Genomic DNA, 16,033 nt, shown 5'->3' with positions numbered 1-16,033 from the left:
CTAGTAGGTTGCAGCGCCCTGATCGGCGAGAAAATCGTCGATCAGGGCGTTGACCTCTTTCGGGGACTCGAGCGCGGCCAGATGCGCCGACTGCTCGAGTACGACGAAGCGCGCGCCGGGGATCGAATCCGCCATCTCTTCGGTCTCGTCCGGCGTGAACGTCGGGTCCTCCCCGCCGGCGACAACCAGGACCGGCGTGCGGATCCGGCCGAACAGCGCGCGTTGATCAGGTCGCCGCGGGACCACGCTGGTGACCGCGTGCCGGCCCGAGGTGATGTTCACCTTCGCGGCCAGTTCGTTGACTGTGGCAACGACCTCGGGCTTCTCATGTCTGGCGGTCGGGCCGAGGAACGCGTCCCGCACCGGGCCCTTGAGCGGTCCGCGGATCCCGCCGAGGAGTTGCGCGGTGCGGGTCAGCACGCCGTACTCGAATCGTTGCCGACGGCCCGCAGGTGAGGCCGTGGCGTTCATCAGGACTGCGATGCCGATCCGGTCCGGGTACAGGGCGGCGAAGGTGCCGCCGATCATGCCGCCCCAGCTGTTGCCGATCAGGTGTGCTTTGCCGGTGCCGAGGTCGTCGAGGATCTGGGCGATCACCTGCGCGCATTGGTCGAACGTGAACGGACCGGTCAGCGGTTCGCTGCCGCCGTGACCGGGCGGATCGACGAGGATCACCTGGAAGCGGTCGGCGAAGTGGGCGGCCTGGGCGGACCAGAGCGTGCCGTCCATCAGCAGGCTCGGCCAGAACAGCATCGCAGGTCCGGATCCGTCGATGCGTAAGCGGATCCGGCCCAGCACGGTCTCGACGTACCGATCCTGCATGTCTGAACGGTACCGGTCAGGACGGCGGAATCGACGCTGCCAGGCGCGTCGCCAGGTCGCGGACGCGCTCGATCAACTCCGGCGGTGACTGGATCTCGAACGGGTGATCCAGCCGACCGAGATAGAAGGCGATCTCGTCGAGGGAGTTCGCCCCGGTCTCGACCAGCGTCGTTGCCGACTCCATACCAAACCGTCTGGTATGCGGGTCCATACCAAACGGTTTGGTATGGCTGCTGTCGATCGGCGTTACCGACGCGACGCTAGGCCCGAAGCGGTCGGCGACCTGCTCGGCTGGTGCGTGGACCAGGATGCGGGCCTGGTAGCGGTATCCGCCGTACGCGACGCCGCGGTTCGTAGTCGCGATGTCCGGCACCTCTTCGCGTGGCGTGAAGCGCGGACCGGTCGGGATCCGCGGCTCGAGGCGGTCGAGCCGGAACGTGCGCCAGTCGGTCCGATCCAGATCCCACGCGACGAGGTACCACCGCCGGCCCGTGTGCACGAGCCGATGCGGCTCGGTCGTCCGGGTGGTCGCCGTACCGTCGTGGTTGCTGTAGTCGAACCGGAGCCGCTGATGGTCGCGACAGGCGGCGGCGACAGCCAGCAGTACGTCGGGTTGCACGGACGGGCCGCCCGCCGGCGTGACCGCGACCTGCTGGAGCAGCTCGATCCGATGCCGGAGCCTGGACGGCAGAACCTGCTCGAGCTTGGTGAGCGCCCGGACCGACGACTCTTCGGTACCGGCGACTGTGCCGGACGCGGCGGCGCGCAGTCCGATCGCGACGGCAACGGCCTCCTCGTCGTCCAGCAGCAGCGGCGGGAGTGCTGCCCCTGAGCCGAGCCGGTAGCCGGCGACACCTGGCACGGCGTCGACCGGGTAGCCGAGGTTTCGGAGCTTGTCGACGTCTCGCCGCACGGTCCGCACGCCGACGGCGAGCTCGTCGGCCAGGGCAGCACCGCTCCACTCCTTCGGCTGCTGCAGGAGCGAGAGGAGTTTGAGGAGCCGGGCCGAGGTTTCGAGCATGATTTGGATTCTGTCACGCAGCTAGGACTGAAGCTGTCCTAAGCGGGTGACAGACTTCTAGACATGATCAAGCCCTTCACGATCGACATCCCGCAGAGCACTCTCGATGACCTCGCCGCCAGGCTGGCGAGCACCCGGCTCCCCGCGCCGCTGCCCGGTGACGACTGGAACACCGGCGTACCGGTCTCCTGGCTGTCCTCGCTGGTCGACTACTGGCGGACCTCGTACGACTGGCGCGCGGCCGAGAAGGAGCTGAACTCGTATCCGCAGTTCACCACCGAGATCGAGGGTCAGAACATCCACTTCCTGCACGTCCGGTCGGCCGAGCCGGACGCGCTGCCGCTGATGCTGACGCACGGCTGGCCCGGCTCCATCGTCGAGTTCCTCGACCTGATCGGGCCGCTGACCGACCCGGTCGCCCATGGCGGTCAGGCCGCGGACGCGTTCCACCTCGTGATTCCTTCGCTGCCCGGGTTCGGGTTCTCCGGGCCGGTGTCTGCCAGCGGGTGGTCCAGGGAGCGGGTCGGACAGGTGTGGGCTCTGCTGATGGAAGAGCTCGGGTACGAGCGGTACGGCGTACAGGGTGGTGACATCGGCGGCGCCGTCTCGCCGGCGGTAGCGCGTGCGGCCCGTGACCGGGTCGTCGGCGTACACACGAACGGCGGGCCCTCGCTGCCGCCGTTCCCGCTGCCGGAGGAGGAGTTGCAGACGCTGACGCCGCTCGAGCAGGACCGGATCGCGCGGATCGGCGGCTTTATGCAGAAGGAGTTCGGCTACATCTCGATCCAGTCCACCCGGCCGGAGACGCTGGCGTACGGACTCGTCGACTCGCCGGTCGGGCAGCTGGCCTGGATCATGGACAAGTTCATGGCCTGGACCTGGCCCGCCGAAACCTTGCCGGACGCAATCATCAGCAAGGACCGGCTGCTCACCAACGCGATGATCTACTGGCTCACCGGCACCGCCGGCTCGGCCGCGTACGTCGGTTACGCACAGCAGGAGGCGTGGGGGACCAAGCTGGAGAACTCCGGGGTGCCGACCGCTGTGATCGCGTTCGCCCACGACGTCGCGATCCGCCGGTACGCCGAGCGGGAGAACAACATCACCCGCTGGACCGACGTCGACCACGGCGGTCACTTCGCCGCACTGGAAGAGCCGGAGATCCTGATCGGCGACGTCCGCGAGTTCTTCCGCTCACTACGCTGAATAGTCGGTCGAGGTGGTCAGGTGGGCCCAGGCGGCGGCCTCCTCGGCGCGAGAGACGGATGCGCGGTCGGCGTGGGTGAGGGCGTCCTTGCCGAGTAGGAGACGGAGCGGCGGGTTGTCGAGGTTCGCGATGTGGAGGATCGCCTCGGCAGCCTTCGCCGGGTCGCCGGGCTGCTTGCCGTCGGTCTCCAGACGGTAGCGGTTCAGCTCGCCGACGGTGGAGTCGTAGTCCGGGTGCACCTCCGCGAGCTGCATCGACGAGCCGCCCCAGTCGGTGCGGAACGCGCCCGGCTCGACGATCGTCACCTTCACGCCGAACGGCCGGACCTCGTTGCTGAGCACCTCGGAGAAGCCTTCGACAGCGAACTTCGCGGTCTGGTAGGCGCCCATGCCCGGGGTCCCGCCGACCCGCCCGCCGACCGATGAGAACTGCAGGAAGTGCCCGCTCTTCTGCTCGCGGAACACCGGCAACGCCGCCTTCGTCACGTTGACGACGCCGAAGAGGTTGGTCTCGATCTGCGCCCGGAAGTCGTCGTCGGGGGTCTCCTCGATCGAGGCGCTGTTCGCGTAGCCGGCGTTGTTGGCGACGACGTCGAGCCCGCCGAACGTGTCGAGTGCAGTCTGAACGGCGGCACGGGCGGCCGTGGCGTCGGTCACATCGAGGGCGACGGCGCGGATCTGCTCGCCGTGCTTCGCGACCAGGTCGTCGAGCTGCTCGGGTGTGCGTGCGGTGGCGACGACCCGGTCGCCGGCGGCCAGCACGGCCTCGGTGAGGGCGCGGCCCAGGCCGCGGGAACTGCCGGTGATCAGCCAAATCTTGTTCATGCTGAGACCTAACTAACTGGTTGGTTGTTTAATTCCACGCTAACCAACCAGTTGGTCGAAATCAACTGACCAGTTGGTTAGTCTGGTCGCATGCAGCAACGGAACGCCGACCGGACCAAGGCGCGCATCCTGGCCGCCGCCATCGAGGAGTTCGCCGCGCGCGGGATCGCCGGCGCCCGGGTGGACCGGATCGCCGAGGCGGCCGGCTGCAACAAAGCCATGCTCTACGCGTACTTCGGCAACAAGGACGGGCTGTTCGACGCGGCGTTCAGCGCCTCCGTGGACCAGTACCTCGACGAGGTCGGGTTCGACGCCGACGACCTCCCGGCGTACGCGGGGCGGGTGTTCGACTACTTCGAGGCGCATCCGGACCGGCTGCGGCTCTCGACCTGGTACCGGCTCGAGCGGCCGGAGGGTCAGCCGCTGGAGGCGATCGTCGCGGTCAACCACAGTCGGCTGGACGACCTGCAGCGAGGGATGCGGCGGCGGGTGGTGTCGCGGCAGTTCAGCGCGGTCAGCTTGCTGTCGCTGATCCAGGCGATCGCGACGAGTTGGTCGTCGATGAACCCGGAGTACGGCGCCGATGAGCCGAACGCGACCGTGCGACGCCGGGCCGTGGTGATGGCCGTGCAGAAGATTCTCAGCTGATTCATTGGTTGGCCCGATGGAGTTCTCAGTCTGGCGCGCTCTACTCGTAGCAGAGGGAACTGGCTGAGGAGGGCACGGGAGATGAACGAGAGCGCTGGACCTGGACCGTACGACGGTGGGCAGTACGGAGGTTGGCCGCCGGCGCATGGCGGGTACCCGCAGTACCCCCAGAACGGGCCGTACCCGAACAACCCGCAGTACCAGCAGGGATCGCCGTACCAGCAGGGTCCGCAGTACAACCCGCAGTACCCGTTCCCGCCGAAGCCGCCGAAGAAGCGCGGCCGCCGGTTGCTGGGCGCCGGGGTGCTCGGGCTGGCCGCGGTGGTCGTCGCCGGATCGGTTGCCTGGGGCATCGACCAACACAGCGCCGGGAACAGCTCGCAGCTGTCGCAGAAGGCGTTCGACGCCTCGTCCGTGGCGGCGAAGGTGTCCCCGGGGCTGGTCGACGTGAACACCGTGCTCGGGTACGAGAACGCACGGGCGGCCGGGACCGGCATCGTGCTCACCGCCGACGGCGAGGTGCTCACCAACCACCACGTCGTCGAGGGCGCGACGTCGATCACCGTGACCGACATCGGCAACGGGAAGACGTACACCGCGAGCGTGGTCGGGTACGACGAGCAGCACGACATCGCCGTACTGAAGCTGAAGGACGCGTCCGGGCTGGAGACCGCGAAGACCGGGAACTCCGACCAGGTGAAGCTGGGCGACCAGGTCGTCGGCGTCGGGAACGCGGGCGGCACCGGCGGTACGCCGAGCTACGCGGCCGGCAAGGTGACCGGACTGAACCAGGCGATCACCGCGACCGACGAGAACGGGCAGGACCCGGAGAACCTCACCAACCTGATCGAGACCGACGCGAACATCCAGGCCGGCGACTCCGGCGGCCCGCTGGTGAACGCGAGCGGCGAGGTCGTCGGCGTGGACGTGGCCGGCGGCAACGGGAACAACGGCGGCCAGGGCCGGCCGGGTCAGACGGCGGTCACCTCCGGCGCGACCGCGACGGCGACGCTGGCGGCGGCCGGGGACGGCACCGGGTACGGCGACGGATACGGGAACGGGAACGGCTACGGCGACCCGTTCGGCGGTAACGGCTTCGGCGACGGGTCGGGCAACGGCTCCTCGGGCAACGGCTCGGGCAGCGGCTCCGGCGATGGTTCCGGTTCCGGCGACGGCTCGGGCAACGGGCAGGGCGGTTCCGGGAACGGGTCCGGGACGACCACCGAGGGGTACGCGATCCCGATCAACCAGGCGCTCGACATCGCCCAGCAGATCGAGAACGGCAAGTCGTCGGACGCCGTACACATCGGCGCCTCCCCGATGCTCGGAGTCTCGGTCGTGACGAGCGAGGGCACCACCGGCGCGGTCGTCGGCGACGTACTCGCGGACGGTCACGCGGACGAGGCCGGCCTCGAGGCCGGTGACGTGATCACCTCCTTCGCCGGTCACACCGTCGACTCGCCCGACACGCTGTCGGAGCTGCTGAACAACCAGCACCCCGGCGACAAGGTCGAGGTCGGCTGGGTCGACCAGTCCGGCCAGACTCACAAGGCAACCATCGAACTGATCACAGGCCCGGTCCGCTAACCCCCAGCGCTACCCCCCCGCTGCAGGCGGACCGACCGATCGGGCCCGACGCTCTCCTCCCCCTCAGAGCGCCCGGGCCCGATCTCTTTGTTCGAGCTCAGGAGAAGAAGCCCGTACGCCAGGTCGGCTGACTGGGGGACCACCCGAGGCTGTGCGCATGGGTGTTCGTGGCACCGCGAGCCCAAGGAGTGCGTGAGGCGGGCTGGGGGTCTGTCGGGGCGGCGGCGCCTACTGATTGTGCGAACGCTGGGAGCCAGGTGGTGGCGGGTGCCGGCTCGTCGTCGACGACGTTGACGGGGCCGGAGGGCCAGGTCACGGCGGCTGCGGCGGCTGAGACCGCGTCTTGGATGTGGAGGAAGCTGGTGACATCGCCGTTGGCCGGGAGTTGGCCGGCGGCGGCCAGGTCGGCCATCAGGCCGCCCTTGGTGTACCAGGTGTCGGGGCCGTAGAGCAGGCCGTAGCGGAGGACGACCCACTCGGGAGCCTCGGCGGTGATCGCCTCGAGGGCGGCGACCGCGTCAACCGTCCCGCGGCGCCTCTCGTCGGCGGTGTGCAGATCGAGCGATGTGGACTCGTCAGCGGGTGCATCGCCCGGCTCGTACGCCCACGCAACGCTCTGCGAGATCACCCGCCGTACGCCGGCAGCGAGCGCAGCGTCGACGAGGTTGCGGGTGCCCTCACGCCGGATCCGCCCGTTCGCGGCGAAATCGCGCGACGTGAGGTCGGTCAGCTGGTGCATGACCACATCCGGCCGGGCGGCCGCAACCACCTCGCGGAGCGCGGCAGCGTCGTACACATCACCCTGCACCGTCGTCACGCCGGCCACCTGCGACCGCCGCGAGAGCGCGGTCACCTCGTGGCCCTCGGCAACTAGCAGCGGTACCAGCCGACGGCCGATGACACCGGTCGCACCGGCGATGAAGATCCTCATGCAACCAACCTAGGCAGCGGCGCCTCCGACGAGCTGGTCCAATCGACGGCCAGTTCGACGGTCCACTTCCGGAAGGGGTGAACAAGCGTTTACCATTCCTGAGTAAACACCTGTTCACCCCGTGAGGACTCCGTGTGACCGTCCGCCCTGCCGCTCACCCACGCCTGATTCTGGCCGCGCTCGCCTTCTGCGGTGTGCTGGTCTCGATCAGCCAGACCATCGTCGTACCGCTCCTGCCCGAGCTCCCGCAGATCACCCACAGCCCCGCGTCCGACGTGAGCTGGCTGATCACTGTGACGCTGCTCACCGGCGCCGTCTTCACGCCGCTGCTCGGCCGCGCCGGCGACATGTACGGCAAGCGCCGCGTACTGCTGATCGCGCTGTCGTCGATGGTCATCGGCTCGTTGCTCTGCGCAATCAGCTCGAACCTGACCGTGCTGATCGTCGGCCGGGCGTTCCAGGGCGCCGCGGTCGCGGTGGTCCCGCTCGGCATCAGCATCCTGCGCGACGAGCTGCCCCCGCGACGGGTGATTCCGTCCATCGCGATCATGAGCTCGACGCTGGGCATCGGCGCGGCGTTCGGCATCCCGGCCGCGACGCTGGTGGTCGAGTACGCGAACTGGCACACGATGTTCTGGATCAACCTCGGCCTCGGCCTGCTCGACATCGTCCTGGTGCTGCTGATCGTCCCCGAGTCGGCGATCCGCACCAGCGGCCCCTTCGACATCGTCGGCGCTCTCGGCCTCAGCGCGTTTCTCGTCTGCTTCCTCCTCGCGGTCTCGAAGACCACCGCCTGGAGTACGCCGACCCTCGTCGTCCTGTACGCCGTTGCCGTGCTGCTGGTCCCGGCGTGGGGCTGGTACGAACTGCGCACGAGGAGCCCGCTCGTCGACCTCCGCGTCTCCGCGCGTCCCGCCGTACTCTTCACCAACCTGGGTGCACTGCTGATCGGGTTCGCGTTCTACGCCAACTCGCTGTCGACCGCGCAGCTCGTGCAGGAGCCGACGTGGACCGGCTACGGGCTGGGTGAATCCATCGTGGTCAGCGGCCTGTGTCTGCTGCCCGGTGGCGTGGCGATGGTGTTGCTCTCGCCTGTGTCCGCCCGGATCTCCAACGCGCGCGGCCCGCGGTTCACGCTGGGAATCGCGTCGGTGCTGATGGCCGCGGGGTACGTGGTCCGCCTGTTCACCAGCAGCAACGTGCCGGGGATCGTGATCGGTGCGACGGTGGTTTCTGCCGGCACTGCCGTTGCGTACTCGGCGCTTCCGGCGCTGATCATGCATGCTGTGCCGGTGACCGAAACGGCTGCCGCGAACGGCCTCAACACGCTGATGCGCACGGTCGGGCAGGCGATCTGCAGCACGATCGTCGCGACCGTGCTGGCCAACGTCACGATCGCGAGCGCCGGCCGGGTCGCACCCGCGCTCTCGGCGTACCTGATCGTGTTCGTGATCGCCGGGGTGGCGGCCGTGGCGGCGGCGGGGCTGGTCCTGCTGATCCCGGTACGTCGCCCCGAGCCGGCGTACGAGGTGACGGGCGAGGTGGCCGGTGAGGCGACTGGCGAGGTGACACGGGCGTGACCGATCCGGGGCGGACCGCGATCCTGCGCGCGGCGCGGAAGGCGTTCGCGCGCGAGCCGTACGACGCGGTCACGCTCCGCGGGGTCGCGGGGGATGCCGGCGTGAGCGCCGCCCTGATCGTCAAGTACTTCGGCGGCAAGGAAGCGCTGTTCGAGCGGGTCGCCGACTTCACCGAGGCCGCCCAGTTGCTGCTCGCGGCACCGAACGAGCGGCTCGGCGAGCACGCCGTCCGGACCCTCGTGAAGTACCGCCGCGAGAACGACCAGGACCTGCTCGTCCGGGTCGTCTTCGCGGCCGGCAAGGGTGACGAGCGCGCCCAGATCCGCGAACACTTCCGCGACCAGGTCACCCGCGCCTTCGCCGCCCGACTGACCGGTCCGGACGCCGACCTCCGCGCCGCGCTGATCACCGGCCAGCTGCTCGGGCTGGGCGCCGCGATCGCGATCGACCGGGACGGCCCGATCGCTGCGGCCGACCTGGAGCGGATCGCCGCGCTGTACGCCCCGAGCCTCCAGAACCTGATCACCCCTTGAGACACCGTCTTAGAATGTGATCTTGGGTGCTGGCTGCAGGGAGTGACGCCGCTACCATGGACGATCCAGGCCGAGAGGCGCTGCAACGGGCCGAGGGTCCGCCACGCTCGACCTGAGTGCACAGACGGCGAGGGCCTGCGTGCACCCTGCAAGGGCGCCTCCGGAGATCGTTTCTGGAGGGGACGGCAGATGAGTGAGACCGCGCTGCGCGAGCTGCTGGATCAGCGGATCGTCGTGCTCGATGGTGCCTGGGGCACGATGCTGCAGAACGCCAAGCTCAAGCCCGAGGACTATCAGCCCGACCGCTACAACGACGAGACCCACGACGTCGCCGGCGACCCGGACCTGGTCAACCTGACCCGGCCGGACGTGATCCTCGACGTCCACCGGCAGTACCTCGCGGCCGGCGCCGACATCACCACCACGAACACGTTCACCGCCTCCAGCATCGGCCAGGCGGACTACGGCCTGCAGCAGTACGTGCGGGACATGAACCTGGCCGGCGCGCGCCTGGCCCGACAGGCCGCCGACGAGTTCGCCACCCCGGACCGGCCGAGGTTCGTGGCCGGCTCGATCGGCCCGCTGAACGTCACGCTGTCGCTGAGCCCGCGGGTCGAGGACCCGGCGTACCGCGCGGTGAACTTCGAGCAGGTCAAGGCGACGTACGCCGAGCAGATCGCGGCGCTCGCCGAGGGCGGCGTCGACCTGCTGCTGATCGAGACGATCTTCGACACGCTGAACGCCAAGGCCGCCGTTGCCGCGGCCCGCGAGGTCGCGCCGCGCCTGCCGCTGTGGATCTCGGTGACGATCGTCGACCTGAGCGGCCGCACGCTGTCGGGTCAGACCGTCGAGGCGTTCTGGAGTTCGGTCGAGCACGCCAAGCCGCTCGTCGTCGGCGTCAACTGTTCGCTCGGCGCCGCGGAGATGCGCCCGCACGTCGCGGACCTCGCCCGGTTCGCCGGCACGTACGTCGCCTCGCACCCGAACGCCGGCCTCCCGAACGCCTTCGGCGGGTACGACGAGCAGCCGCACGAGACCGCGGGCATGCTCGAGGAGTTCGCGCAGTCCGGGCTGGTGAACATCGTCGGCGGCTGCTGCGGTACGACGCCGGCCCACATCAAGCAGATCGCCGCCGCGGTGCAGGACGTCGCGCCGCGGACCGTCGTACCGACCGATCACACCACCAGGTTCTCCGGGCTCGAGCCGTTCAAGATCAGCGCGGACACCGGGTTCGTGATGATCGGCGAGCGGACCAACGTCACCGGGTCGGCGCGGTTCCGCCGGCTGATCGAGGGCGACAACCACCAAGCCGCCGTCGACGTGGCGCTCGAGCAGGTGCGCGGCGGCGCGAACCTGCTGGACGTGAACATGGACGCCGACCTGCTCGACAGCGAGCAGGCGATGACCACGTTCCTGAACCTGATCGCGACCGAGCCCGAGGTGGCCCGGATCCCGATCATGATCGACAGCTCGAAGTGGTCGGTGCTGGAGGCCGGCCTGAAATGCGTGCAGGGCAAGGGCGTGGTCAACTCGATCAGCCTGAAGGAGGGCGAGGAGCAGTTCCTCGAGCACGCGCGCAAGATCATGGACTACGGCGCCGGCGCGGTGGTGATGGCCTTCGACGAGCAGGGCCAGGCCGACACCGTCGAGCGCAAGGTCGCGATCTGCGGCCGGGCGTACGACCTGCTCACCGGGATCGGCTTCCCGGCCGAGGACATCATCTTCGACCCGAACGTGCTGGCCGTCGCAACCGGTATGTCCGAGCACAACAGCTACGCGAAGAACTACATCGACGCACTGCCGTTGATCAAACAACGCTGTCCGGGCGTGCACATCAGCGGCGGTATCTCGAACCTGTCGTTCTCGTTCCGCGGCAACGACATCGTCCGCGAAGCCATGCACTCGGCGTTCCTGTACCACGCGGGCAAGGTCGGCCTGGACATGGGAATCGTCAACGCCGGCCAGTTGGCTGTGTACGAAGACATCCCGAAGGACCTGCTCGAGTTGGTCGAGGACGTCATCTTCGACCGGCGTGACGACGCCACCGATCGGCTGGTCGCGTTCGCGGAGAACGTGAAGGGCAAGGGCACCCAGCGCGAGATCGATCTGACCTGGCGCGAGGGCACCGTGCAGGAGCGGCTGTCGCATGCGCTGGTGCACGGCATCGTCGACTACATCGAGGCGGACACCGAGGAGGCGCGCAAGCAGTTGCCGCGTCCGCTCGAGGTGATCGAGGGTCCGCTGATGGACGGCATGAAGATCGTCGGCGACCTGTTCGGGGCCGGCAAGATGTTCCTGCCGCAGGTGGTGAAGAGCGCGCGGGTGATGAAGCGCTCGGTCGCCTACCTGGAGCCGTTCATGGAGGCGGAGAAGGAGCAGGCCCGGCTCGAGGGCCGCGCGGAGATGGTCCGCGGCCAGGGCAAGGTCGTGATGGCGACCGTGAAGGGCGACGTCCACGACATCGGCAAGAACATCGTCGGCGTGGTGCTCGGCTGCAACAACTACGAGGTGATCGACCTCGGCGTGATGGTGCCGGCGGCAAGGATCCTGGACACGGCCGTTGCCGAGGGCGCCGACGCGGTCGGGCTGTCCGGGCTGATCACGCCGTCGCTCGACGAGATGGTTGCCGTGGCCGCCGAGATGCAGCGGCGCGGGCTGAAGCTGCCGCTGCTCATCGGTGGTGCGACCACGTCGAAGCAGCACACCGCGGTCCGGATCGCACCGGCGTACGACCAGACGACAGTGCATGTGCTCGACGCGTCGCGGGTGGTCGGCGTGGTGTCGGACCTGCTCGACGAGGAGCGGGCCGAACAGCTTGCCAAGAGCAACAGTCTTGAGCAGGAGCGGCTCCGCGAGCAGCACGCGAACAAGCAGCGCAGCCCGCTGCTGACGCTGGCCGAGGCGCGCGCGAACAAGGAGCCCGTCGAGTACGGCGAGCTGCCGGTGCCGGCGTTCACCGGTCTGCGCCGGGAGATGCCGTCGCTGGAGGCTCTGCGCGCGATGATCGACTGGCAGTTCCTCTTCCTGGCTTGGGAAGTGAAGGGCAAGTACCCGGCGATCCTGGACAATCCCGTCGCGCGGGAGCTGTTCGACGACGCGAACACGCTGCTGGACGAGATCATCGCCGACGGGTCGTTCCGGGCCGAGGGTGTGTACGGGTTCTGGCCGGCGCACAGTTCCGGGGACGACATCGTTCTGGACGGCCTCGACCGGTCGTTCCCGATGCTGCGGCAGCAGACCGAGAAGCCTGCCGGGCGACACAATCGCTGCCTGGCGGACTATGTCGCGCCGGCCGGTGACCACCTCGGCGGGTTCGGCGTCGCGATCCACGGCGCCGAGGCGCTGGCGAAGTCGTACGAGCAGAAGAACGACGACTACCGGGCGATCATGGTGAAGGCGCTGGCCGACCGGCTGGCCGAGGCGTTCGCCGAGTGGATCCACCTGGAGGCGCGGAAGGCGTGGTTCGAGCCCGACGTACAGCCGGTGCTGGAGGATCTGCACGCGGAGCGGTTCCGCGGGATCCGGCCGGCACTCGGGTACCCGGCGAGCCCGGACCACACCGAGAAGAAGGACCTGTTCGAGCTGCTTGAGGCGGAGCAGCTCGGTCTAGGGCTGACGGAGTCGTTCGCGATGACGCCGGCCGCGGCGGTCAGCGGCCTGATCTTCGCGAACCCGGCATCCCGCTACTTCAGCGTCGGCCGCCTCGGTCGCGATCAGATCGAGGACTACGCCGTACGCCGAGGCCTCACGGTCGAAGAGGTCGAACGCTGGCTCCGCCCCAACCTGTCCTACGACCCCGCCTAACCGCCGAGCCCTCTCTGCTCGCGACCGGGCTGGATCGTGGAAGGCCCGGTCGTGCTGTAGGTGGCGCCGGCGGTGATTGCGCCGCTGGCCGGGGCGAGTGCGGAGTCGTCGACCAGTCTGCGTAGCTGGGGGTCGATCTTCTCCGACGCCGCCTGGACGGCAGCGGCCGCGAGTGACGGGTTGTTCTTCGCGACGGCCTCGGTGAAGCCGTTGCGGAGGGTGACTTCTGCGCGCAGCAGGTCACGCGGCGACAGCTCGTCCGTACCGGGCAGGAGCGACAGGATCTCGCCGTACCGCTCCTCGGGTTTCTGCGAGATCAGCCAGTCGGAGAGTGCGGCGTAGTCCTCGGGCTCGGCCGGGGTGCCGCCTTGCTGCCGGACGATCTCGGTCATCAGTGCCCGCGCTGCCGCTGCGGCCGCTGGATTCCGGCCGGCGAAGGCAAAGTCCGGTAGGTCTTCGGCCGGGACGAACTGTGCGGACTCGGTCTTCGACCAGAGCTTGGGCAGCCGTTCCTGGGTCCAGACATCGGCCAGCCCGTCGTCCAGGTCCGCCTCCGGCTGGTGGAGGCCGCCGATGTTGTCGAACAGCGGGCTGCTCAGCCCGACCGACTGGGAGGTCGTATGTGCGGTTGCTTGGACCAGCCGTTCCCGGTCACCCTGTCCCGGCGTCCCGGCGCCGTACCGGCGGACCGCATCGGCCAACTCCTCTGGCAGGACCAAGGGGCTGTCGTTCGACCGGAGCGAGTCCACTGCGCTCATGCCCGGGCGGTCGTTCGGCCGGACGACGAAGTCGATACCGCGCCAGCGGACAAGGCGATCGGTGGTCTCGCTGACGGCTTCGACGATCGAGTCTCCCCAGGAGAAGCACGGATCGTCGGTCTTGACCAGGCCAGTGGCCATGGCGTGTTCTCCTTCGTGAGCGAGGCTGCGGGTTCACTTACGCTGGCCGCATGACTGTGATCGTGCGGCCTGCTGTCGCCGGGGACTCCGAGGTTGTGGCAGCGATCTGGTACGACGGTTGGCGGGACGGGCATCTCGGGCATGTGCCGGATGAACTGGTGGCGGTCCGGACCGAGGAATCGTTCGGAACGCGTGCTGCGCAAGGGGTTGCGGACACCACCGTTGCCTTGGTCGGGGACGAGGTTGCCGGGTTCGTGATGGTGGTGGGGGACGAGGTCGAGCAGGTGTACGTGTCGCGCGATCACCGCGGATCGGGAGTAGCCGGGACGCTACTGACCGAAGCTGAACGGCAGGTGAAAGCAGGAGGACACAGGGAAGCCTGGCTTGCCGTGGCGACCGGGAACGCGCGGGCCCGCCGGTTCTACGAGCGCAGCGGCTGGACCGACGGCGGCCCGTTCGACTATCCGGCCACGGTGGAAGGCGGAACCTTACCGGTGCCATGCCACCGTTACGTGAAATCCGTCTGAACAGGCGCAGGATTCCCCTGTAATTCAGGCTGTCGTACGGTCAACCGGGCCGGACCGGGGTTAGTTTGCTTTGGCAAGCATTCCCGTACTCCGAAGAAGGTCACCATGGCATTCCGTTCCTGGCGCCGGCCGTCCCGCCGGATGGTTCTGACCAGCGTCGCAGCAGTCGCGATGACATCGGTCGTCGGCGGGGTCGCGTACTCGGCCGGTGCCGCGAACCCGCAGCCGGCCATCCAGACGTCGACGCCGCACAGCGAGAAGCAGGTCACGAACATCGACGTACTGCGGCAGCAGTTGCGCAACTACTACGGCGATCCGCTCGGTAGCGGTACGTTCGCCGACAACAGCAACTACGCCAAGGAAGCCCGCTCGGTGGCTGCGGCGGGCACGCGCTGGATCTCGACGCCGCACCACACCCGCGAGACCAAGGCGATCCTGCTGGACGTCGACGACACCTCGCTGGCGACCTGGAACTACGAGATCTTCAGCAACTGGGCGTTCAACCCGACGACCAACGCGGACTACGTGCTGAACCAGCGGTTCCCGGCCGTGCCCGGCATGGTCGACCTGGTGAAGACGGCCGCGCGTGAGGGCTACGCGATCTTCTTCCTGACCGGTCGTGGCGCGGCGCAGGAGACCGCGACGCTCGGCAACCTCACCTCGGACGGGATCGGCGTCGACGCCGGCTACCCGAACCCGACGACGCTGAGCAACGGTGAGGACGGCCTGTTCACCAAGCCGGCCGTCGCCAACTACCCGGACTACCTGCAGAAGGCCTGCGCGGCCGACCCGAACGGCTCGTGTACGACGATCCACTACAAGTCGGCGACCCGCGCGCACATCGAGTCGCTTGGCTACGACATCGTCGCGAACTTCGGCGACCAGTTCTCCGACCTGAAGGGCGGGTTCGCGGACCGTACCTTCAAGCTCCCGAACCCGAACTACTACCTGCCCTGATCACACTCGGGGTAGAGCGCCGTACAGCAAGGTGCGGAGCGAGTCGGTGAGCGCCGGCTCGAAATCCAGCCGGATCGCGTCGAGGGCCGGGTCGGCTTCGTAGGCGGCGAGGATGGCGGGGACGGGGTGTGAGTGGGTCCAGATCGCACCCGCGAGCAGGCTCGCGTTGGCGATGAACCTGCCCGCTCCGTCCTCGCCGAGCTCCGGCAGTACGCCGACGACCACCTCGATCATCCGCACATAGCTCACCGCGGCAGCGCGTTTGAAGCTCAGCGCTGTCTCGGTGGAGATGTTCCGCTCCAGGACTCCCGCCTGCGCGCTGATCAGGTCGCACACCACCGGCCGCTCCGCCAACGTGCCGACGATGGCGGTGATCAGCTGCTCGGTCCGATCGTCGATCGACAGCTCCGGGAGCGCGTCGCCGACCGTGGCATCCAGATCCTTCACCCAGGCCGCGAGCTCGCTGCTCGACAGCTCGAGCAGGACGGCCTCGCGGGAGTCGAAGTAGTTCAGCACGTTGGACTTCGCCAGGCCGACGCGGCGGCTCAGCTCGTTGAGGCTGACGTCCGCGACCGGCATCTCGGTCAGCATCGTGGCGGCCGTCGCGAGGATCGCCCGCCGCCGCTCGGCCCGCTGCTCGTCGCTCCGGGCGCGCTGGAATGTCTTCACGCTCACATTCTACAGACCATCGGT

General features: G+C 68.6%; 14 protein-coding genes. 8 read left to right on the top strand and 6 right to left on the bottom strand.

Annotated elements, in window-relative coordinates; translation table 11 throughout:
• Together ACQPYH_RS37390 and ACQPYH_RS37385 are read right to left on the bottom strand one after the other, a co-directional pair.
• Positions 1-822: an alpha/beta fold hydrolase gene (locus tag ACQPYH_RS37390; RefSeq protein ID WP_432881449.1), complete on the bottom strand. Its 822-nt coding sequence runs from the start codon at positions 820-822 to the stop codon at positions 1-3.
• A 16-nt stretch (positions 823-838) separates the two neighbouring features.
• Complete coding sequence (locus tag ACQPYH_RS37385; protein WP_432881446.1) at positions 839-1,843, bottom strand: helix-turn-helix transcriptional regulator; 1,005 nt, start codon at positions 1,841-1,843, stop codon at positions 839-841.
• A gap of 63 nt (positions 1,844-1,906) precedes the next feature.
• On the opposite strand from ACQPYH_RS37385, the gene ACQPYH_RS37380 reads away from it, so the two are divergent.
• Entirely contained in the window at positions 1,907-3,049 is a 1,143-nt protein-coding gene (locus ACQPYH_RS37380; protein ID WP_432881444.1) for an epoxide hydrolase family protein, read from the top strand.
• On the opposite strand, the gene ACQPYH_RS37375 is transcribed toward ACQPYH_RS37380, so the two are convergent.
• The gene (locus ACQPYH_RS37375) at positions 3,041-3,874 is read right to left on the bottom strand and encodes an oxidoreductase (RefSeq protein ID WP_432881441.1); all 834 of its coding nucleotides are present in this window, start codon (positions 3,872-3,874) and stop codon (positions 3,041-3,043) included. The genes ACQPYH_RS37380 and ACQPYH_RS37375 overlap by 9 nt on opposite strands.
• 90 nt (positions 3,875-3,964) lie before the next feature.
• Here ACQPYH_RS37375 and ACQPYH_RS37370 point away from each other — a divergent pair, with 90 nt between their 5' ends.
• Both ACQPYH_RS37370 and ACQPYH_RS37365 read left to right on the top strand, forming a co-directional pair.
• The gene (locus ACQPYH_RS37370; protein WP_432881438.1) at positions 3,965-4,522 is read left to right on the top strand and encodes a TetR family transcriptional regulator; all 558 of its coding nucleotides are present in this window, start codon (positions 3,965-3,967) and stop codon (positions 4,520-4,522) included.
• An 81-nt stretch (positions 4,523-4,603) separates the two neighbouring features.
• Positions 4,604-6,109 (top strand): S1C family serine protease, encoded by a 1,506-nt coding sequence (locus ACQPYH_RS37365; RefSeq protein WP_432881435.1) that lies wholly within the window; start codon positions 4,604-4,606, stop codon positions 6,107-6,109.
• A 97-nt stretch (positions 6,110-6,206) separates the two neighbouring features.
• On the opposite strand, the gene ACQPYH_RS37360 is transcribed toward ACQPYH_RS37365, so the two are convergent.
• Positions 6,207-7,040: an NAD-dependent epimerase/dehydratase family protein gene (locus ACQPYH_RS37360; RefSeq protein WP_432881432.1), complete on the bottom strand. Its 834-nt coding sequence runs from the start codon at positions 7,038-7,040 to the stop codon at positions 6,207-6,209.
• A 134-nt stretch (positions 7,041-7,174) separates the two neighbouring features.
• On the opposite strand from ACQPYH_RS37360, the gene ACQPYH_RS37355 reads away from it, so the two are divergent.
• The 3 genes from ACQPYH_RS37355 to metH all read left to right on the top strand — a co-directional run bounded on the left by ACQPYH_RS37355 (position 7,175) and on the right by metH (position 12,957).
• Positions 7,175-8,620, top strand: a complete 1,446-nt coding sequence (locus ACQPYH_RS37355) for an MFS transporter (RefSeq protein ID WP_432881429.1) — start codon at positions 7,175-7,177, stop codon at positions 8,618-8,620.
• The gene (locus ACQPYH_RS37350) at positions 8,617-9,153 is read left to right on the top strand and encodes a TetR family transcriptional regulator (RefSeq protein ID WP_432881426.1); all 537 of its coding nucleotides are present in this window, start codon (positions 8,617-8,619) and stop codon (positions 9,151-9,153) included. Before ACQPYH_RS37355 ends, ACQPYH_RS37350 begins: the two co-directional genes overlap by 4 nt.
• 189 nt (positions 9,154-9,342) lie before the next feature.
• Positions 9,343-12,957 (top strand): methionine synthase, encoded by a 3,615-nt coding sequence (metH, locus tag ACQPYH_RS37345; RefSeq protein ID WP_432881423.1) that lies wholly within the window; start codon positions 9,343-9,345, stop codon positions 12,955-12,957.
• Here the strand turns inward: metH and ACQPYH_RS37340 are convergent.
• Positions 12,954-13,856, bottom strand: coding sequence for a hypothetical protein (locus ACQPYH_RS37340; RefSeq protein WP_432881420.1), 903 nt, complete (start codon positions 13,854-13,856; stop codon positions 12,954-12,956). The two genes, metH and ACQPYH_RS37340, sit on opposite strands and share 4 nt — an antisense overlap.
• Positions 13,857-13,906: 50 nt before the next feature.
• Here ACQPYH_RS37340 and ACQPYH_RS37335 point away from each other — a divergent pair, with 50 nt between their 5' ends.
• On the top strand, positions 13,907-14,383 hold the full coding sequence (locus ACQPYH_RS37335) for an N-acetyltransferase family protein (protein ID WP_432881418.1): 477 nt from the start codon (positions 13,907-13,909) through the stop codon (positions 14,381-14,383).
• 105 nt (positions 14,384-14,488) lie between these two features.
• Entirely contained in the window at positions 14,489-15,340 is an 852-nt protein-coding gene (locus ACQPYH_RS37330) for an HAD family acid phosphatase (protein ID WP_432881415.1), read from the top strand.
• Here ACQPYH_RS37330 and ACQPYH_RS37325 read toward each other — a convergent pair whose 3' ends face one another.
• Positions 15,341-16,009 (bottom strand): TetR family transcriptional regulator, encoded by a 669-nt coding sequence (locus tag ACQPYH_RS37325; RefSeq protein ID WP_432881413.1) that lies wholly within the window; start codon positions 16,007-16,009, stop codon positions 15,341-15,343.
• Between the last annotated feature and the right edge of the window lie 24 nt (positions 16,010-16,033).

Source organism: Kribbella sp. CA-245084 (assembly GCF_050942355.1).
In the GTDB taxonomy this organism is placed as follows: Bacteria; Actinomycetota; Actinomycetes; order Propionibacteriales; family Kribbellaceae; genus Kribbella.
Note: the sequence above shows the minus strand (reverse complement) of the source record. Positions and strands in the feature narration are given on the sequence as shown.